The following is a 17,223-nucleotide window of genomic DNA, read 5'->3' as shown; positions in this document are numbered from 1 at the left end:
GTTTACCATGGGGCCTGTGATAGTTCCCCCATGGTTGCCATGTCAGAAGATACAGAGATCGAACGCGCCGGCTTCGTCGAGCGCGCCATCGTCCGCCACCGCGGCGGCGAATCCACTGCCGCCATCGACCACGTCGCCGAGGAAATTCCCGTCGCGCTGGTCTTCAACGGCATTTCCCACGTCGTCATGATGGCCACCCCGCGCGACCTGGAAGCGTTTGCGTATGGCTTCGCGCTGACGGAAGGCGTGGTCGCCTCCGCCGGCGCCATCTTCGACTGCGAAGTGTTCCTGCGTCCTGACTCGGCCGAGGTGGCGCTGACCATCGCCCAGGAGGATTTCGTGCGCCTGAAGGACCGCCGCCGCGCGCTGACGGGCCGCAGCGGCTGCGGCGTGTGCGGCATCGACAGCATCGAGATGCTCGACTTGCAGCCGCAAGCGCTGCCGCCGGCCCTGATCCACGTCGACCTGCCCGCCGCGCTGGCGCGCGCGTCGGCCGGCCTGCGCGAGCACCAGGCGCTGATGCTGGCCACGGGCGGCGTGCATGCGGCCGCCTGGTGCGCGCCCGACGGCGCCATCGTGCACGTGTTCGAGGATATCGGCCGCCACAATGGCCTGGACAAGCTGATCGGCCATCTCGCGCTGCACGATGTCGACCTGCGGCGCGGCTTCGTCTTCCTGTCGAGCCGCGGCAGTTACGAGCTGGCGCGCAAGGCGGCGCGCATGCAGATTCCGCTGCTGGCGACGATCTCCGCTCCCAGCTCGCTGGCCATTTCCATCGCCACCCAGGCCGGCATGAAGCTGGTGGGCTTCTGCCGCCAGGATGCGTACGTCGACTACACGCCCGGTATCAGCATTTAGGCGGCACTGCGCTGCAGCAGCACGGGCACGGACTTCGACGTCGGCGTGCCGGCGCCGTCGGCCGTGCTGGCCAGCGGCACCAGCGCGTTCGTCTCCGGATAATAGGCGCCCAGGCAGCCGCGCGGGATGTCATAGGCGACCAGCCGGAAGCCGTCGGCGCGGCGCGCCACGCCGTCATCCCAGGCGCCGAGCAGGTCCACCAGGTCGCCATCGGCAAAGCCCAGCATGGCGATATCGTCCGGATTCGCGAAGACCACCCGGCGCGTGCCGTACACGCCCCGGTAGCGGTCGTCCATGCCGTAGATGGTGGTGTTGTACTGGTCGTGCGAGCGCGTGCTCATCAGGACCATCAGGCGCTCGCCATGGCGCTTGCGGGCGCGGTGCAGCGGCGTGTCGAGGTCCAGCGGCGCGACGAGGAAGCTGGCCTTGCCGCTGGCCGTCTTCCACACGCGCTGGCGCGACGCCACCGTCAAATGAAAGCCGCCCGGCTGCGCCACCCTGGCGTTGTAGTCGTAAAAGTCGTCGAAGACCTTTTCGATGTCGTCGCGGATGCGCGCATAGTCGGCCGCATACGCGCGCCAGTCGACCAGGCCGTTGCCCACCGTCGCTTCGGCCATGCCGGCCACGATGGCCACTTCCGACAGCAGCTGCGGCGCGGCGGGCGCGTTGCGGCCATACGAGATATGCACCATGCTCATCGAGTCTTCTACCGTCACGCCCTGCGCTACGCCGCCCTGCAGGTCGATCTCCGTGCGTCCCAGCGTGGGCAGCAGCAGCGCGGCACGGCCGATCACCAGGTGGCTGCGATTGAGCTTGGTGGCCACCTGCACCGTCAGCGCGCAGTTGCGCAGGGCGGCGCAGGTGACGGGCGTATCGGGCGAGGCGGCGGCGAAATTGCCGCCCAGGGCGATGAACACCTTGACGTCGCCGCGCTGCATCGCTTCGATGGTGGCCACCACGTCGTGGCCGTGTGCGCGCGGCGGCGCAAAGCCATAGACCTGGCCCAGGCGGTCGAGGAATGCAGCGCTCGGCTTTTCCTCGATGCCCACCGTGCGGTCGCCCTGCACGTTGGAGTGGCCGCGCACGGGACACAGCCCGGCGCCCGGCTTGCCGACCTGGCCGCGCAGCATCATCAGGTTCGACAGCATGCGGATGGCTGCCACGCTGTGCTTGTGCTGCGTCAAGCCCATGCCCCAGGTGGCGATGATGCGCTGGCCGTTGACGAAGATGTCCGTCAGCGCCTCGATCTGCGCGCGCGCCACGCCCGATTCCGCCACGAGCAGTTGCCAGTTCTCTGCGCGCAGGTCGTCGGCAAAGGCGGCAAAGCCGCTGCAGTGCTCCGCGATGAACTCGTGATCGATGATGGCGTGCGCGCCGGCCGCCAGCGCCGCGTCGTCGCGTTCGAGCACGCGCTTGGCGACGGCCTTGATCAGGGCGAAGTCGCCGCCCAGGGTCGGCTGCACGAACAGGCCGGCCAGGCGCGTGCTGCCCAGGGTCGCCATTTCCAGCGCGCTTTGCGGGTCCATGAAGCGTTCGAGCCCGCGCTCGCGCAGGGGATTGATGGAAACGATGCTGCCGCCGCGCCGCGCGCAGCCGCGTAGTTCGGCCAGCATGCGCGGATGGTTGGTGGCGGGGTTCTGGCCGAAGATGAGGATGGTGTCGGCCAGGTCGAAGTCGTCCAGGGTCACCGTGCCCTTGCCGATGCCCACGGTGGCCGGCAAGCCGCGGCTGGTCGCCTCGTGGCACATGTTCGAGCAGTCGGGGAAGTTGTTGGTGCCGTACAGGCGCGCCATCAGCTGGTACAGGAAGGCCGCCTCGTTGCTGGCGCGCCCCGACGTGTAGAAGGCGGCCTGGTTCGGATCGGGCAGGGCGCGCAGGTGGCGGCCCACCAGGGCGAAGGCGTCGTCCCAGGCGATCGGCACATAGCGGTCGCTGGCGGCGTCGTAGACCATCGGCTGCGTCAGGCGGCCGTGCTGCTCGAGCGCATAGTCGGACTGCGCCAGCAGCTGCGTCACGGTATGGCTGGCAAACAGCTCGGGGCCGGCGCGGCGGCTGGTCGCTTCGGCGGCGACGGCCTTGGCGCCGTTTTCGCAAAATGCGAACGTGGAAGCGTGGTTGCGGTCGGGCCAGGCGCAGCCGGGGCAGTCGAAGCCGTCCGGCTGGTTTTGCGCCAGCAGCGCCTTCAGGTTGCCGGGCGCCACGCGTTCCTGGCGCAGGCTGATGGCCACGTGTTTCAGCGCGTCCCAGCCGGCGGCCGGCTTCGTGTAGGGCGTGATGTGGGCGGCTTCCGGGGCCGCTTCCGGGGCGGCGTCTGCGTCTTTCATGGTGTCTTCCTGCTGGGCGAGTGTGGTAATTATGCACGATCTGCCCACGGTTTTGACTTGCGTCATGGAAATGACATTTGGCTGTCATTTTCCTGACATATTAGGCAAGTACGCTGGAGTCGTCTTGATCACAGGGGATGAAACCATGCAAAACATAATCGCATCGGCCGAAGCCAAGGCCCGGCCGGTCCAACTGGTGCTGAGCCAGGCCAGTACGGCCGAAGAATTGCGCGAAGTGCAGCGTTTGCGCTACAAGGTGTTTATCGAGACCATGGGCCTGACGTCGCTGGCGAACGCCGATGGCCTCGACAGCGATGAATTCGACGCCCATTGCGATCACCTGATCGTGCGCGACGCCGATACCCTGAAGGTGGTGGGCACCTACCGCGTGCTGAGCGCGGCCAAGGCGGCCAAGATCGGCCGCCTGTACTCGGAAAACGAATTCGACCTGAGCCGCCTGAACAACCTGCGCGGGCGCATGGTCGAAGCGGGCCGCGCCTGCATCCACCCGAAATACCGGGGCGGCAGCGTGATCATGCTGCTGTGGTCTGGCCTGGCCGAGTACATGCGCCGCGAACGCTGCGACTACCTGGTCGGCTGCGCCAGCATCAGCCTGGCCGATGGCGGCCACAATGCCGTCGCCGTGTATCAGGCGCTGGCGGAAAAGCACATGGCGCCGGCCGAATACCGCGTCACGCCGCACCTGCCGTTCCCCATCCACCAGGTGGAAGCGGCGCACAAGCCGCAAGTGCCGCCGCTGATCAAGGGCTACCTGCGCTCGGGCGCATGGATTTGCGGCGAACCGGCGTGGGATCCCGATTTCGAAAGCGCCGACATGTTCATGATGATGCCGCTGGCGAATCTCGATGAACGCTATGCGCGCCATTACGGCGTGGTGCCGGCCAACTAGGCGCCGCCTGCGCATCTCACGGCCGTAGCTGGCCGGCCAGCGCCCGCAGGGCGGCGCGCAGGCCGGCGTCCGCGCCGTCGGGCGGCAGCAGTTCGAGCAGGAAGCGTACGGGCAGCGTGAGCGCTTCCGGTTCGCCGATGCTGCCGTGGCGCCGCACGGCGTCGTGGTACAGCGCCAGGAAGGCGGCGCGCGCCGGCGCATCGAAGGGCTGGCCGTCCGGCACCTGCCACAGGGCCGCCAGCAGGGCGGCGCGCACGGGGGCGCCGGCGTCGATGGCGCGGTGTTCGTCCGCATGGCGCTGGCGCGCATAGGCGATGGCGTCGTGCAGCAGCTCGCCCAGCTGCGGGTGCAGCGCGCGCCAGGCGCTGTCGTCGCCATGGACCTTCAGCAGCAGGGCGCCCGCCAGCACCTGGAAAATCAGGTCGCAGTCGGCCACGCCGCTGCGCAGCCACGCCTCGTCCAGCGCGGCCAGGCAGGCATCCGTCATGGCGCGCAGGGCCGGCGCGCCCGAGCTCCCCCCGCTGCAGGCCAGGCGCGCGACGTAGGCCCAGTAACGGCCCAGCAGGGCCAGGCGCTGCGCCGTGGGCGCCAGTGCCACCAGCAGGTCGATATGCTGCTTGCCGTCCTGCATCAGCTGCCGGCCCTGCTCGGGGTCGGGCGTGGCCGGCACGTCGATGCCGGCGCCCGCATCGAGTCCGCACAGGGCCGCGCCCTGGCGTATTTCCAGTTCGGCCCAGTGCGCCATGGCGCGCAAGGCCACCTTGCCGTCGGCCGCGCTGTGCGCCGCGCGGTAATGTTCGATGGCGCGCAGGGTGTTGTCCAGGCCTCCGAGGCCGGCCCGCGTGGCGGCCATGTTTTCGCGGATGTCGGCGCAGCCGAAGAAGCGCGCGCGCACGGCTTCCTCGATGCTCGACAGTTTTTTCTCGATGGCGGCGCGCCGCGCCGCATCGGCGCCGGCCAGGCGCGCGTGCAGGGTTTCCAGGTCGGCCAGCAAGTGGCCGTGGTAGCGGTAGTCGGGCGCCTGCCAGGGCCGGCTTTGCGTGTTCGGAAAACGGTAGCGGTCATCGCCATAGGCCTGGTAGGCACCCCAGGTGTTCGAGGCGGGAAACTGCAGGTAGGTCGCCTCGCGCGCCAGGCGCACGGCGTCGCCGAAATATTCGCCACTCAGCATGGCGTGATAAAAACTGTGCGCGAAGATGCTGGCCGCCTGGTCGTCGATGCGCCAGCCGGCCGCGATCACCGCCTGCGCGCCCATTTCGATGAAGGCCGTGGCCAGGCTGGCGGCCAGCTTCGACCACGGCGCGATGGCGTCCGGGCGCATGTCGCCCAGGTGGCAGCAATTGACGAAGACGAATTGCGGCACGCGTTTCAGCTTGCTCACCTGCGCCGCCGTCAGGCGCGTCTTCGGCCCCAGCACCAGTCCCGTATGGGCGATGCCGGGACCGGCCACTTCGCCATGGCCGGCCAGGTGGATGGCGAAATAGCGCTCGTCGAACAGGTGCACCAGCACGCGCTGCGCCTGCGGTCGCAGCAGCTCGCGCACCTGGTAGCCATACGCGCCGAACATGCGCGCCACGTCCTGCGCCTCGGCTTGCGCGGCGGGCAGCTCGGGCAGGCCGGAATCCGTGTCGCCGATCACCAGCACGCTGTTGCTGGGCGGGCTGATGGCGGGCGGCTGTTCGCGCAGGCTGGCCAGCTGGCGCACCATGCCGATGCGCGTCGACAGCGGGCTTTCCTCGCTGCCCGCCTCGTCGCGCATCAGCTCCCACGGGTAGATGGCGGCGCTCTGGTCGACGGCCAGGATCAGGCCGCGCATCTCGGGAATGGCCGCCTTCAGGCCGTTGGGCAGCATCAGTTCGTACAGGGCGCGCGACAGGCCCGGCTGGTCGGTGGTGTTGTCGGTGGCGTCCATGATCAGGCCATCGACGGCTTGCCGCTGGTTCGGTTCCTCGTCGACGCTGTTGTGGGCGCGGTCCGTCAGCAGGGTGAAGCGCAGCGCGCCGGAGAGATCGGCGGCGACGATCTGCACGCGGCGCCAGCCGTTGTCGCCGCTCAGGCTGGGCAGGATGCGCCGGTAGCCGCCGGGGCTGTGGCGGATGCGCCGCTCGAACGCGAAGCTGTCCTGGTAGCGCGCTTCGGCCATGATCTGCTCGATGGCCACGGCGGCGGCGATGGCGCGCGCCTCGGATTGCTCGTAGATGCCGATATGGCCGATGCGGCACGCCATGCCCGCGTCTTCCAGGCGCCGGTTGGCGCTGCGCGCGCCGTCGATCAGGGCGCGCGCGCACAGGGCGATGCTCAAGCCGCCATAGCCCGAGCCGGACAGCAGGCTGGCCACGCGCAAGCCGTGTTCGGCCATGGGCGGTGCGGCCAGCTGGCCGGCGGCGCGCACCTGCAGGCAGACGCACGCGTATTCGAGCAGGCCGCCGGCAAAGGCGCGCGCCAGTTCGCCCGGCGTCAGTTCGCCCAGCGCGCCCAGGCCGATGACGATGGCGCCGCCGGGCCGGCGCGCCGCGTCGGGCTGCAGCACCACCAGCGCGGCGTCGGGGCGCTGCGGGAAGCGGCCCAGCGCATGGATTTCCTGCAGCTTGCCGCCCAGCAGGCGGTCGAGAAAGCTCATGCTGCCGCGCAGCGATTCATACGCATAGCAGCCGCTCATGACGGGCGCGTCGGCCGAGGCCATGCTGCCGTGGATGACGGAAATGCTCAGGCGCGGCGGCTGGTTCTCCGGCGCGGCGGCGGCGCGGGCGGCGCCGATGGCCGCGTCGAGCAATTCCTGCGGCAGCGGATACAGCGGCGCCGCGTCCGGCGCGTGCGGACGGAAGCGGGGCGGCATGCTGCCCGGCTGGTGCGGCGGGTGCCCGGCCAGCTGCGGCGCATGGCCGCTGTCGAGCAGCTGCGCGATGGCCGGGTACAGCTCCTTCTGCAGCAGCAGGTCGCCATGCGCGGCCGGCACATAGCAGGCGCGCACGCCGGCCGGGATGGCGCCTTCCCACGCCGTGCGCCCGTCGCCGTCCGGCGACCAGGCCACTTCGATGCCGCCATCGCGCAGGCGCAGCGCCACCGGCGTGTCGGCGCAGCCGGCCAGGTAGCTGCAGTGGCGCGGCTCGAGCGGGGCCGCTTCCAGCAGGGCCACGGTGGCGCGCGCCGCCGCCAGCGCCTGTGCCTCGGGCGCCTGCCAGCCGCCGGGCAGGTCCGCTGCGTGGTCGCCCTGCGCCAGCTGGCGCCAGGCGACCGCGTCGAAATAATCGATGGCATCGCGCCCTGCCTGCGCGCGCGGCCACGGCAGCATTTCCAGCACGCCGGGAAAGGCCCGCACGAAGCCGAGAAACTGGCGCCGCGTGTGCTTCCAGCCTATCCAGCTGGCCAGCATCTGCACCAGCGGATCGCGTCCCAGCAGCACTTGCACCATGGTCTGCGTGCCGCCGTTGGGCGTGCCCACCTGCAGCAGGCGGCTGCCGGGCAGCTCGCCCAGGCGCTGCCAGCGTTCCTTCAGCGCCAGGCGCGCCACGAGGCCGCCCATGCCGTGGGCGACGATGCGCAGCGGCTGGCCGCGTTCCCCGGCATCGCGCAGGGCGGCGTCGAGCACGGGCAGGAAGGCGGCGGCGCCATCGCGCAGCGACAGGCGCCAGTCATAGGTAAATGGCCGCACTTCCTGGCTTTGCGCGAGAAAGCGGGCAAACGGTTCGTAGCACGGCTCGAGCCAGCCGGCGCTGACGATGTGCGGCTGGCCTACGGCCAGGCGTTCGATGCGGCCTTCGACCAGGTTGACGGGGTCGAACCAGATGCGGTTGCTGCCCACCTGCAGATGGCTGCCCATGATGTCGGGCAGCAGCAGCACGATGGGCGCCTGCGCGCGCCGCTTCGGCACTTCGCCGCCGCGCGCCAGCATGCCGTGCTCGATGCCGGGCAGGGACTGGTAGGCGGCGTCGTCGCCGGCCAGCGCCTGCAGGGTGGCCATGCTCGATGGCGCGCGTTCGAAGTAGTTCAGGTGGTGCACCTGCGGACCGCACAGCAGCAATTGCCGCACGGGCGTGCTGCGCGTGGCGCCGCCGGCCATCGAGGCGCAATTGACCACGAGGTCGCTCTGGCCGCCATAGAAAATGCTGCCGAGGCAGTCGCCCAGCCAGCCCAGCAGGCTGTCGCCGCTGCACGCGCCGGCCAGCACATGCAGGGGGCTGGCCACGCGCACGTCGGGCGCGTTGAGCAGGGCCACCAGCGGCGAGTCGGGCATCATCGCCGCCAGCCCCGGCAGGATGCGCGCGTCGCAGCGCTGCTGCACCACGGCCAGCAGGAAGGCGGCGCAGCCATCGGCCGCCTCGGCCAGCGCCGCGCCGCCGCCGTCCACGCGCGCCGCCGGTCTGGCCAGGTTGAACATCACGCTGGCCCAGCGGTCGAGGCGGCCCGACAGCAAGGTGGTGCCGCGCGCGGGGCAGGCCACGCGCACGAAGCGGGCGACGCGGATGGCGCGCGTCTTGAGTTCCATGCTCAGTTCGCGCAGGCAGGCCGCATCGCCGGCATGGCCGCCGCGTCCGCACAGCTGCGACTGCGCCGTGAAATGCTCGATATCGTGGCCGTTGAACGCTTCGCCGCCCACCGTGTTTTCACCGAGGCGGCCCAGGCCGTCGTCGGCCAGGTCGACGGCGCCGCGGCTGTCGATCCGTTGCGCGCGCGCCAGCAATTCGCCCACCAGCCCGCCGCGCGAATGGGCCAGCAGGTGCAGCACGGCGCCGTGCGGCAGCTGGCGCACCAGCATCAGCGCATTGTGGATGGGACTTTCGCTGAGGCTGCGGTGTTCATAGCCATAGATGCGGTTGCCATACAGGGCCATCAGCTGCGGCGCCAGGCCGGCGCGCCACAGGCCGCCAAAGCTGCGCGGCGTCGACGAGGCCGTGCCGTGCAGCAGCAACAGCACGGGTTCGGGCCCGGCCGGCACGCTGGCGACCTGTATCAGGCTGCCCGGCTCCATGCCGCAGCGGTACAGCCCCAGGCGCTGCTCGAGCTGGCGGTCCTGGAAGGCCCCGGCCGCCGCCAGCGCCGTCATGGCGCCGGCGCCGCTGCGGTACACGCGCAGTGCGCGCAGCATCCAGGCGCCCAGGCCGTCGCGGCTGGCGCCCGGCGGCTGGCGCGGCGCCTGCGGCCGCAGGGCCAGGCCCACTTCGATGCTGGCCGGGACGCCGTCGCGCGCGGCGCCGGGCGGGCCCAGGTAACGGGGCAGGTCGAGGCTGCTCGCCAGCAAGGAGTTGCCGTCGCACAGCAGCAGCTCCACCACGTCGCCCGGGCCGATATCGAGCGCCACGCGGCAGCTGCCGATGCCGCGCGCGCCCGACAGCACATGCGTTTCGCTATGCCAGCCGGGCGCGACGGGACCGTCGCCGGCACTGGCGAGGGCATCGCGCGTGAGCGTCAGGCGCAGCACGGGCGGCGCGCCCGGCGCGGTGTGGTCGCTGGACATGCTATCGAAGGAATGGGCTAAAAGCTGACCTTGATACGGGAGGCGGCAATGCGTGTTGCGTCAGATCAAGTCGAAGCGGGAATGTGGCGGGCGGACGGTATTGCGGGAGGGAGTGGCAGGGCAGATGTTGCGCTGGAGCGCATGGTCGGAGAAACAGGCAGCATGGTTTGGGCTGGGTTTCTTCGGTAAAGGGTGCTCTGCTGTGAGCGAACTACGCGAATTTCATGGCAAAAGTTCATGGCGCCGGGGACCTGGGTGCCTGGCATGGCAAGACAACAGCGTGGTGTTTCAGTGTACCGGGGTAGCCGATAGTTCCTTCAGTTCGCGGATGGTGATGTCCGATTTTTCATGCATGCGCAATAAAATCGTTGCACCGACCGACAATTTGCCGTGCCGAATCTTGCTGATGATGGGAGGCTGAACTTCCAGTACTCTGCACAGTTCCGCATCATTTTTCAGATTCATCTTCTCGATCAGGGTATCGAGCAGCTTGTTGGGCACAAAACTCGATGGTTCGAGCGCACGCGCCCGGTTCATCGCTTCAATCATTTCCAGCTTCTTTTGCCGAACGTTCATTTACTCCTCCTTCAGGTTATGCAAGGGACGGAGCCCGGAAAACGGGCCCCGGCTATAGTTCGTCATCGCAGTACGGCTCTCTGGCTGACGTAGTACAACATTCGCGTTAAAACATTGATAACCAGGCAAGTGTTTTCAATAATACTACGATAACAAAACTTGTGACACATGGTCAGTTAAATTAACTGATTGTTTGATCAATTCGGTTGACGATTGTTGTATTTTGTAATCCGCTTTTGGTCAATATCATGGTCCTGTCCGCCATTTCGGCGGCGGCCAGCGAATGCGTGACCATGATGGCGCAACTGCCGTTGGCCTTGATCTCGGCGCGCAGCAATTGCAGGATGCCGTGCGCCGTGTCCGGGTCGAGGTTGCCGGTCGGCTCATCGGCCAGCACCAGCGCGGGCTTGTGCACGAGCGCGCGGGCGATCGCCACGCGCTGCATTTCGCCGCCCGACAATTGCTGCGGAAAATCGCCGCCGCGTCCGCCCAGTCCGACCGCCTCGAGCATGCTGGCGGCACGCTCCTGGGGCAAGCCGTTGAGCAGCAGCGGCAGGGCCACGTTTTGCAGCAGGGTCAGGTGCGGCAAGACGTGGAAAGCCTGGAAGATAAAGCCCATGCGGGCGCGACGCAGCCGGGTCGCGGCGGCGTCATCGAGGCTGGACATGGCGATGCCGTCCACCAGGATAGGGTGCGCTTCGGCACCCGCGTCGGGCGTATCGAGGCCGGCGATCAGGTTCAGCAGGGTCGACTTGCCGACGCCCGAGTCGCCCATGATGGCGATGAATTCCCCCGCCTTGAAGCGGCAGGAAATATTCGCCAGGACGGGCCGGGCATTGGCATAGGACTTCGACAGATGGCGCAATTCGAGCATGGTGTTAACGACTATCGTAAAGGGAGGCACGCGGGGGAGAGGGGGGCCTGGGGACTACAATGGCGCGCGGATTGTTTGGCCGGCAATGTGTAGTATACGACAGGCTTGCCCTTTTTGCTTGGCAATACCACTTTTGCGTGCGCGCCGCCTCGCGCGGCCCCGTGTTGACCTTAAGTTACCTGCCGCACGGCTGGCTTTGGAGGATTCCGCTATGATGGGAAAAAGGCATCGGCAAAGGCGCCCGCCAGGGCTTGCAGCGCAGGCTGCGGCAGGGGTGTTGCCAGGTGCAAGTCAAGCAAGCCCATCGAGAACCTTGAGAGACGACGCCAGCCCATGACCATGCCATTCGCGCAGCAGCAGTCCGATTTTCCATCCGCCAGCCGGGCAACGGCCAGCGCCACGCCCGCCACCGTCGCCGAGATCGCCAGCGGCTTGCTGGCGCAGGTCGCCTGGACCTCGCCCAAGTACCTGTACGACGCGCTGGGCTCGAAACTGTTCGAGGCCATCTGCGCCTTGCCCGAGTACTACCCGACGCGCACGGAGGCGGCCATCTTTGCACAGCACGGCGCCGAGATCGCGCATGCGGTGGGGCCGGGCAGCACCCTGATCGACCTGGGCGCGGGCAATTGCGCCAAGGCGGCCAGCCTGTTCCCGCTGCTGCACCCGGCCCAGTACGTGGCCGTGGACATCTCCTATGATTTCCTCAGTGAATCATTGAGCCGCTTGCAGCAGCGCTTCCCACATATCGAGATGAGCGGCCTGGGCCTCGATTTCTCCAGCCGCCTCGATTTGCCGGCCAGCGTGCGCGACGCGCGGCGCCTGTTCTTTTATCCCGGCTCGTCGATCGGCAATTTTGCTCCTGAGCAAGCAGTCGCCTTTTTGCGCCGCCTGCGCGCGAATGCCGACGGCGATGGCGGCTTGCTGATCGGCGTCGACCTGATCAAGGACGACGCCATCCTCGACGCGGCCTACGACGACGCGCTCGGCGTCACGGCCGCCTTCAACCTGAATATGCTGCGCCACGTGAACGGCTTGATCGGCGCCGATTTCGACGTGCGCGCGTGGCGCCACCACGGCTTTTTCAATGCCGACGAAAGCCGCGTCGAGATGCACCTGGAAGCGCGCAGCGAGCAGCTGGTGCGCTGGCAGGGTGGCCAGCGCCGCTTCGCGAAAGGCGAGCGCATCCATACAGAAGACAGCTATAAATACACGCGGGCCGGTTTCGTCGGCTTGCTGGAGCAGGCGGGGTTTTCCACGGCGCAAGTCTGGATGGACGCGCAGCAGTGGTTTGCCGTGATTTACGCGCGCGTCATCAGGGACTAAGAAAAAGATGCTGATCGATCATTACAACAAGGTGCGCCGGCACTCGCTGCGGCTGGCCGAACCGCTGTCGGACGAGGATTGCGGCGCGCAATCGATGCCGGACGCCAGTCCCGTGAAATGGCACCTCGCGCATACCACCTGGTTTTTCGAAACGTTTATCCTGGAAAGCATGGAAGCGGCGTTCGCGCCATTCCATCCGGCCTTCCGCGTGCTGTTCAATTCCTATTACAACGGCGTCGGCGACAAGCATCCGCGCGCGCAGCGGGGCTTGCTGACGCGGCCCGGCATGGAGGTCGTGCGCGCCTACCGGATGGATGTCGATGCGCGCATCGCCCGCCTGCTGGCCGGCGAACTGGCGCGCCCCGAGCGCGAACGGCTGACCATGCTGCTGGCGCTGGGCCTCGAACACGAGCAGCAGCATCAGGAATTGCTGTTGACGGACGTCAAGCACCTGCTGGCGCACAGCCCCCTGTTTCCCGCCTACCTGGACAGCGCCATTGCCGCGTCCGGTCAGCAGGCCGCCGTTGCCGTCGACTGGGTCGCCTTCGACGGCGGCCTGGCGCAGATCGGCCACGCGGGCGACGGCTTTTGCTTCGACAATGAATTGCCGCGCCATCCGCAATACGTGGCGCCGTTCCAGCTGGCCTGCGCGCTGGTGACGAATGGCGAGTACCTGGCCTTCATCGAGGCGGGCGGCTACCGCGCGGCGCACCTGTGGCTGGCCGAAGGCTGGGACTGGGTGCGCAGCCAGGGACTGCAGTGTCCGCTGTACTGGCAGCGCGATGAGGCGGGCCGCTGGCAGGAATTCACCTTGTTCGGCTTGCGCCCGCTCGATCCGCTGGCGCCGGCCGCGCACCTGTCGCTGTTCGAGGCGGACGCCTATGCGCACTGGGCGGGCGCGCGTCTGCCGACGGAAGCGGAGTGGGAAGTGGCCGCGCAAGGCATGGCCGTCGAGGTCGGCCAGCTGCATCCGGCCGCCGCCACGCCCGGCACGGGGCTGCGGCAACTGTTCGGCCATTGCTGGCAATGGACGAGCAGCAGCTACGCGCCATATCCGGGCTACCGCACGGCGCCGGGCGCGCTCGGCGAATACAACGGCAAGTTCATGCTGAACCAGTATGTGCTGCGCGGCTCGTCCTGCGCCACGCCGGCCGGCCATGCGCGCGCCAGCTACCGCAATTTCTTTCCGGCTGGCGCGCGCTGGCAATTTTCCGGCATCCGCCTGGCGCGCCAGGTGGAGTAACTCGCTTACTGCAAGCGCGGCACGGCCGGTGCAGGGCGGGGCGGCGCCAGGTCCTTGCCGCCTTGTTCCAGCTTGAACTGGCTGACGAGGGTTTCCAGGTCGCCCGCCTGTTCATGCATGGCCGCCGCCGCCGCGGCCGCCTGTTCGACCAGGGCCGCGTTCTGCTGCGTCGTCTGGTCCATCTGCATGATGGCTGCATTGATCTGTTCGATGCCTTCGCTCTGCTCGTGGTTGGCGACGCTGATGTCGCCGACGATGGCGCTCACTCTGCCCACGCTGGCCACCACTTCATCCATCGTGGCGCCGGCCTGGCTGACCAGCTGCGCGCCCTGGCCGACACGGTTGACGGAGTCGGCAATGAGTTCCTTGATTTCCCTGGCCGCCTGGCCAGACCTCTGCGCCAGGTTGCGCACTTCGGACGCCACGACGGCAAAGCCGCGCCCCTGCTCGCCGGCGCGCGCCGCTTCCACGGCCGCGTTCAGGGCCAGGATGTTGGTCTGGAAGGCAATGCCGTCGATGACGGCGATGATGTCGACGATCTTGCGCGAAGACGCATTGATGGCGTCCATGGTGTCGACCACCTGGGCCATGGCCGTGCCGCCGCGCTGGGCGATGGCGGAGGCGGAACGGGCCAGGCTGTCCGCCTGGCGCGCATTGTCGCTGTTGCTGCGCACGGTGCCGGTCAGTTCGATCATCGACGACGCAGTCTCTTCCAGCGCGCTGGCCTGCGCCTCGGTGCGGGCCGACAGGTCGGCATTGCCGCTGGCAATCTGGCTCGACGCCACGGCAATCGTGCACGTGCCGCCGCGCACCTGCCCCACCAGGGTGGCCAGGTTGTCGTTCATCTCGCGCAGCGCATGCAGCAGCTGGGCCGTTTCATCCTTGCCCTCGGCCACGATCTTGCTGCTCAAGTCGCCCGCGGCCACGGCTTGCGCCACGCGCAAGGCGTAGGCGACGGGCGTCGTGATCGAGCGCGTGACCCGCCAGGCAAAGAGGATGCCCAGCAACAGGGCGGTGGCGCCGAAGCTGGCCATCAGCACATTCGCCGCTGAAATATTCTGGTGTATCAAGTCGCCGCCATGCACGACCACGCCGCGCTGCACGTCGTTCAGGGTATTGACGGTTTGTTGCAGGCGGCTCAGCGCCGGCAGGGTATCGTCGCGCACATGCGTGGCCGCCTGTGCGCGCTCTCCCGCCACCAGCAGCTTGTCGGCCTGGCTGAACGAAACGACATAGGCCTTGCGCTGCTGTTTCAGGGTGGCCAGCAGTTGCTTGGCTTCTGGCAAGACGATCAGGCGGTCGAGAATGTCCAGCGCCTGCGTGATGGTGACTTTGTTGACGTCGATTTCCGCGTGGATGGCCGCCGCCCTGGCCGGATCTTCATGGATGAACAGTTCCAGCACGAGCGCCGCGTTCGAGCGCGTGGTGCTGCGGATGGTGGCGATGGCGTCCGCCTTGGCCCAGTCGCGTTCGATGATGGAGTCGCTGAGCGCGCCGATCTTGTCCAGGCGCAACAAGCCCGTCAATACCAGTGCCGCCATCAGCAGCAGTACCACGCCAAACGCGGCGCCCAGGCGCGCGCCTATCTTCATATCCGTCAATTTCATTGTGATTCCCTCGGTAGCTAATGATCTGTCTCCGGTGGTCTTGTTATGAATTGATTATACGGTGGGCAATACCTGATTGGCACTACTAATTGCCCCATAGAAATGAAAAAGCGGCACGGCGATCAAGCCGTACCGCTTTTTCTCCCTATGAAGGGCGCGTGACGAGGACTCAGGCGGCGTTCGCCGCCACCTCGGCTGCCGTTGTTTTTTCCGCGTCCGTCTGCTTGATGCGGCGGTTCACGGCCGACAGCACGGCCTTGAACGAGGCGGTGACGATATTGCTGTCGATGGCAGCGCCGAACAGGGTCGGGCCGTTATCGAGACGCAATTCCACATAGCAGGCGGCCTGCGCATTGGCGCCCGAGCCGATCGAATGTTCATGGTAATCCATCAGCTTGATGTCGAGGCCGAGCGCATTGACGAAGGCGTCGATGGGGCCGTTGCCGCCGCCCTGCAGGGCCAGTGGCGTCTGGCGGTGCGACAGGCTGATGTCGATCTGCACGGATTCATCGCTGCTCGTGTCTTCCACCATGCGGTGCGAAGCGTAGGCGTACGGCGCCGTCTGCTCCAGGTATTCCTTCTGGAAGATGTCGTGGATATCGTGCGCGGCGATTTCGCGGCCCGTGGCGTCGGCCACGGCTTGCACGGCGCGCGAGAATTCGATCTGCAGGCGGCGCGGCAAGACCAGGCCGTATTCCTGCTCCAGCAAGTACGCCATGCCGCCCTTGCCGGACTGGCTGTTGACGCGGATCACGGCGTCATAGCTGCGGCCCAGGTCGGCCGGGTCGATCGGCAGGTAAGGCACTTCCCAGATGGCGCCAGCTTCCTGCTTGGCGAAACCTTTCTTGATCGCATCCTGGTGCGAACCGGAGAACGCCGTAAACACGAGGTCGCCCGCATACGGGTGGCGCGGGTGGACGGGCAGCTGGTTGCATTCCTCGACGCACTTGCGCACGCTGTCGATGTCGGAGAAATCGAGGCCCGGATGCACGCCTTGCGTGTACAGATTCATGGCCAGGGTCACCAGGTCGACATTGCCGGTGCGCTCGCCATTGCCGAACAAACAGCCTTCCACGCGGTCGGCGCCCGCCATCACGGCCAGCTCGGCCGACGCGACGGCCGTGCCGCGGTCGTTATGCGGGTGCACGCTGATGATGATGGAATCGCGGCGTGCGAGTTTGCGCGACATCCATTCGATCTGGTCCGCATACACGTTGGGCGTGCTGCATTCCACGGTCGACGGCAGGTTGATGATCATCTTGTTGGCCGGTGTCGGCTTCCAGATGGCGCTGACGGCGTCGCAGATATGCTTGGAGAAATCGAGTTCCGTGGTGGAGAACGATTCCGGCGTGTATTCGAAACCCCATTCCGTCTCCGGATGCTGCGCCACCAGTTGTTTCACCAGCGTGGTGCCGGTGGTGGCGATGTTCGTGATTTCCTCGCGCGACATGCCGAACACGACCTTGCGGAACACGGGCGCCACGGAGTTGTACAGGTGGACGATGGCGCGCTTGGCGCCGGCCACGGATTCCACCGTGCGGCGGATCAGCTCTTCGCGCGACTGCGTCAGCACGATGATGGTGACGTCGTCCGGGATGCGGTTTTCATCGACGAGCTTGCGCACGAAGTCGAAATCCGTCTGCGAGGCGGAAGGGAAGCCCACTTCGATTTCCTTCAGGCCGATGGCGATCAGCATGTCGAAGAACCGCAGCTTCTTTTCCGCGCTCATCGGCTCGATCAGCGATTGGTTGCCATCGCGCAAGTCGGTGCTCATCCAGATAGGCGGCTTGCTGATGATCTGGTTCGGCCATTGACGGTCGGTCAATTTGACGGGAGGGAAGGCGCGGTACTTGGAAGCTGGGTTCTGCAACATCATGATCGGGTACTCCTGAAGATAGGGGGAAATCAATGGTTGTGGCGCAAGCTTGCCGGGCGGCCACGAGACACTAGGCCAGGCAAGCGATCGGTAGTTTTAGCAGGCAAAGCACGGCAACGGCGCCAGCGGCGGTCGCGTCAGAAGTTACGGGTGTAGCGGGGGATGGTGCAAACATCA

10 protein-coding genes are annotated in these 17,223 nt (G+C 67.3%); 4 read left to right on the top strand and 6 right to left on the bottom strand.

The window, feature by feature from the left end; all coding sequences use genetic code 11:
- Positions 1 to 39 precede the first annotated feature (39 nt).
- Positions 40 to 858, top strand: coding sequence for a formate dehydrogenase accessory sulfurtransferase FdhD (gene fdhD, locus YQ44_RS15975; protein WP_071326547.1), 819 nt, complete (start codon positions 40 to 42; stop codon positions 856 to 858).
- Here the strand turns inward: fdhD and YQ44_RS15970 are convergent.
- The gene (locus tag YQ44_RS15970; protein ID WP_071324227.1) at positions 855 to 3,182 is read right to left on the bottom strand and encodes an FdhF/YdeP family oxidoreductase; all 2,328 of its coding nucleotides are present in this window, start codon (positions 3,180 to 3,182) and stop codon (positions 855 to 857) included. The genes fdhD and YQ44_RS15970 overlap by 4 nt on opposite strands.
- 145 nt (positions 3,183 to 3,327) lie before the next feature.
- Between YQ44_RS15970 and YQ44_RS15965 the strand changes: the two genes are divergently transcribed.
- Complete coding sequence (locus YQ44_RS15965) at positions 3,328 to 4,092, top strand: GNAT family N-acetyltransferase (protein WP_071324226.1); 765 nt, start codon at positions 3,328 to 3,330, stop codon at positions 4,090 to 4,092.
- 16 nt (positions 4,093 to 4,108) lie between these two features.
- On the opposite strand, the gene YQ44_RS15960 is transcribed toward YQ44_RS15965, so the two are convergent.
- From YQ44_RS15960 to YQ44_RS15950, 3 genes are all read right to left on the bottom strand, one after another.
- Positions 4,109 to 9,547, bottom strand: coding sequence for a DUF7379 domain-containing protein (locus tag YQ44_RS15960; RefSeq protein WP_071324225.1), 5,439 nt, complete (start codon positions 9,545 to 9,547; stop codon positions 4,109 to 4,111).
- 288 nt (positions 9,548 to 9,835) lie between these two features.
- Positions 9,836 to 10,123 (bottom strand): hypothetical protein, encoded by a 288-nt coding sequence (locus tag YQ44_RS15955; RefSeq protein ID WP_034786045.1) that lies wholly within the window; start codon positions 10,121 to 10,123, stop codon positions 9,836 to 9,838.
- A 181-nt stretch (positions 10,124 to 10,304) separates the two neighbouring features.
- Positions 10,305 to 10,997, bottom strand: coding sequence for an ABC transporter ATP-binding protein (locus tag YQ44_RS15950; RefSeq protein WP_071324224.1), 693 nt, complete (start codon positions 10,995 to 10,997; stop codon positions 10,305 to 10,307).
- 333 nt (positions 10,998 to 11,330) lie between these two features.
- On the opposite strand from YQ44_RS15950, the gene egtD reads away from it, so the two are divergent.
- Together egtD and egtB are read left to right on the top strand one after the other, a co-directional pair.
- Positions 11,331 to 12,320, top strand: a complete 990-nt coding sequence (gene egtD / locus YQ44_RS15945; protein ID WP_083411893.1) for an L-histidine N(alpha)-methyltransferase — start codon at positions 11,331 to 11,333, stop codon at positions 12,318 to 12,320.
- 7 nt (positions 12,321 to 12,327) lie between these two features.
- Positions 12,328 to 13,563 carry an ergothioneine biosynthesis protein EgtB gene (gene egtB, locus YQ44_RS15940; protein ID WP_071324223.1) on the top strand — a complete coding sequence of 412 codons (1,236 nt, stop codon included), beginning with the start codon at positions 12,328 to 12,330 and terminating at the stop codon, positions 13,561 to 13,563.
- Between the two features lie 5 nt (positions 13,564 to 13,568).
- On the opposite strand, the gene YQ44_RS15935 is transcribed toward egtB, so the two are convergent.
- Both YQ44_RS15935 and leuA read right to left on the bottom strand, forming a co-directional pair.
- Positions 13,569 to 15,170 (bottom strand): methyl-accepting chemotaxis protein, encoded by a 1,602-nt coding sequence (locus tag YQ44_RS15935; protein ID WP_071324222.1) that lies wholly within the window; start codon positions 15,168 to 15,170, stop codon positions 13,569 to 13,571.
- 169 nt (positions 15,171 to 15,339) lie between these two features.
- Complete coding sequence (gene leuA, locus YQ44_RS15930; protein ID WP_071324221.1) at positions 15,340 to 17,046, bottom strand: 2-isopropylmalate synthase; 1,707 nt, start codon at positions 17,044 to 17,046, stop codon at positions 15,340 to 15,342.
- Positions 17,047 to 17,223: the final 177 nt, after the last annotated feature.

Origin of the sequence: Janthinobacterium sp. 1_2014MBL_MicDiv (genome assembly GCF_001865675.1) — a bacterium.
GTDB lineage: Bacteria > Pseudomonadota > Gammaproteobacteria > Burkholderiales > Burkholderiaceae_D > Janthinobacterium.
The sequence above is the reverse complement of the archived record's forward strand: the minus strand, read 5'-3'. Positions and strand labels throughout refer to the sequence as shown.

Excerpts from the sequence above, each read along its gene's own strand:
- fdhD (WP_071326547.1), top strand. The coding sequence starts at position 40 with ATGTCAGAAGATACAGAGATCGAACGCGCCGGCTTCGTCGAGCGCGCC.
- YQ44_RS15970 (WP_071324227.1), bottom strand. The coding sequence starts at position 3,182 with ATGAAAGACGCAGACGCCGCCCCGGAAGCGGCCCCGGAAGCCGCCCAC.
- YQ44_RS15965 (WP_071324226.1), top strand. The coding sequence starts at position 3,328 with ATGCAAAACATAATCGCATCGGCCGAAGCCAAGGCCCGGCCGGTCCAA.
- YQ44_RS15960 (WP_071324225.1), bottom strand. The coding sequence starts at position 9,547 with ATGTCCAGCGACCACACCGCGCCGGGCGCGCCGCCCGTGCTGCGCCTG.
- YQ44_RS15955 (WP_034786045.1), bottom strand. The coding sequence starts at position 10,123 with ATGAACGTTCGGCAAAAGAAGCTGGAAATGATTGAAGCGATGAACCGG.
- YQ44_RS15950 (WP_071324224.1), bottom strand. The coding sequence starts at position 10,997 with ATGCTCGAATTGCGCCATCTGTCGAAGTCCTATGCCAATGCCCGGCCC.
- egtD (WP_083411893.1), top strand. The coding sequence starts at position 11,331 with ATGACCATGCCATTCGCGCAGCAGCAGTCCGATTTTCCATCCGCCAGC.
- egtB (WP_071324223.1), top strand. The coding sequence starts at position 12,328 with ATGCTGATCGATCATTACAACAAGGTGCGCCGGCACTCGCTGCGGCTG.
- YQ44_RS15935 (WP_071324222.1), bottom strand. The coding sequence starts at position 15,170 with ATGAAATTGACGGATATGAAGATAGGCGCGCGCCTGGGCGCCGCGTTT.
- leuA (WP_071324221.1), bottom strand. The coding sequence starts at position 17,046 with ATGATGTTGCAGAACCCAGCTTCCAAGTACCGCGCCTTCCCTCCCGTC.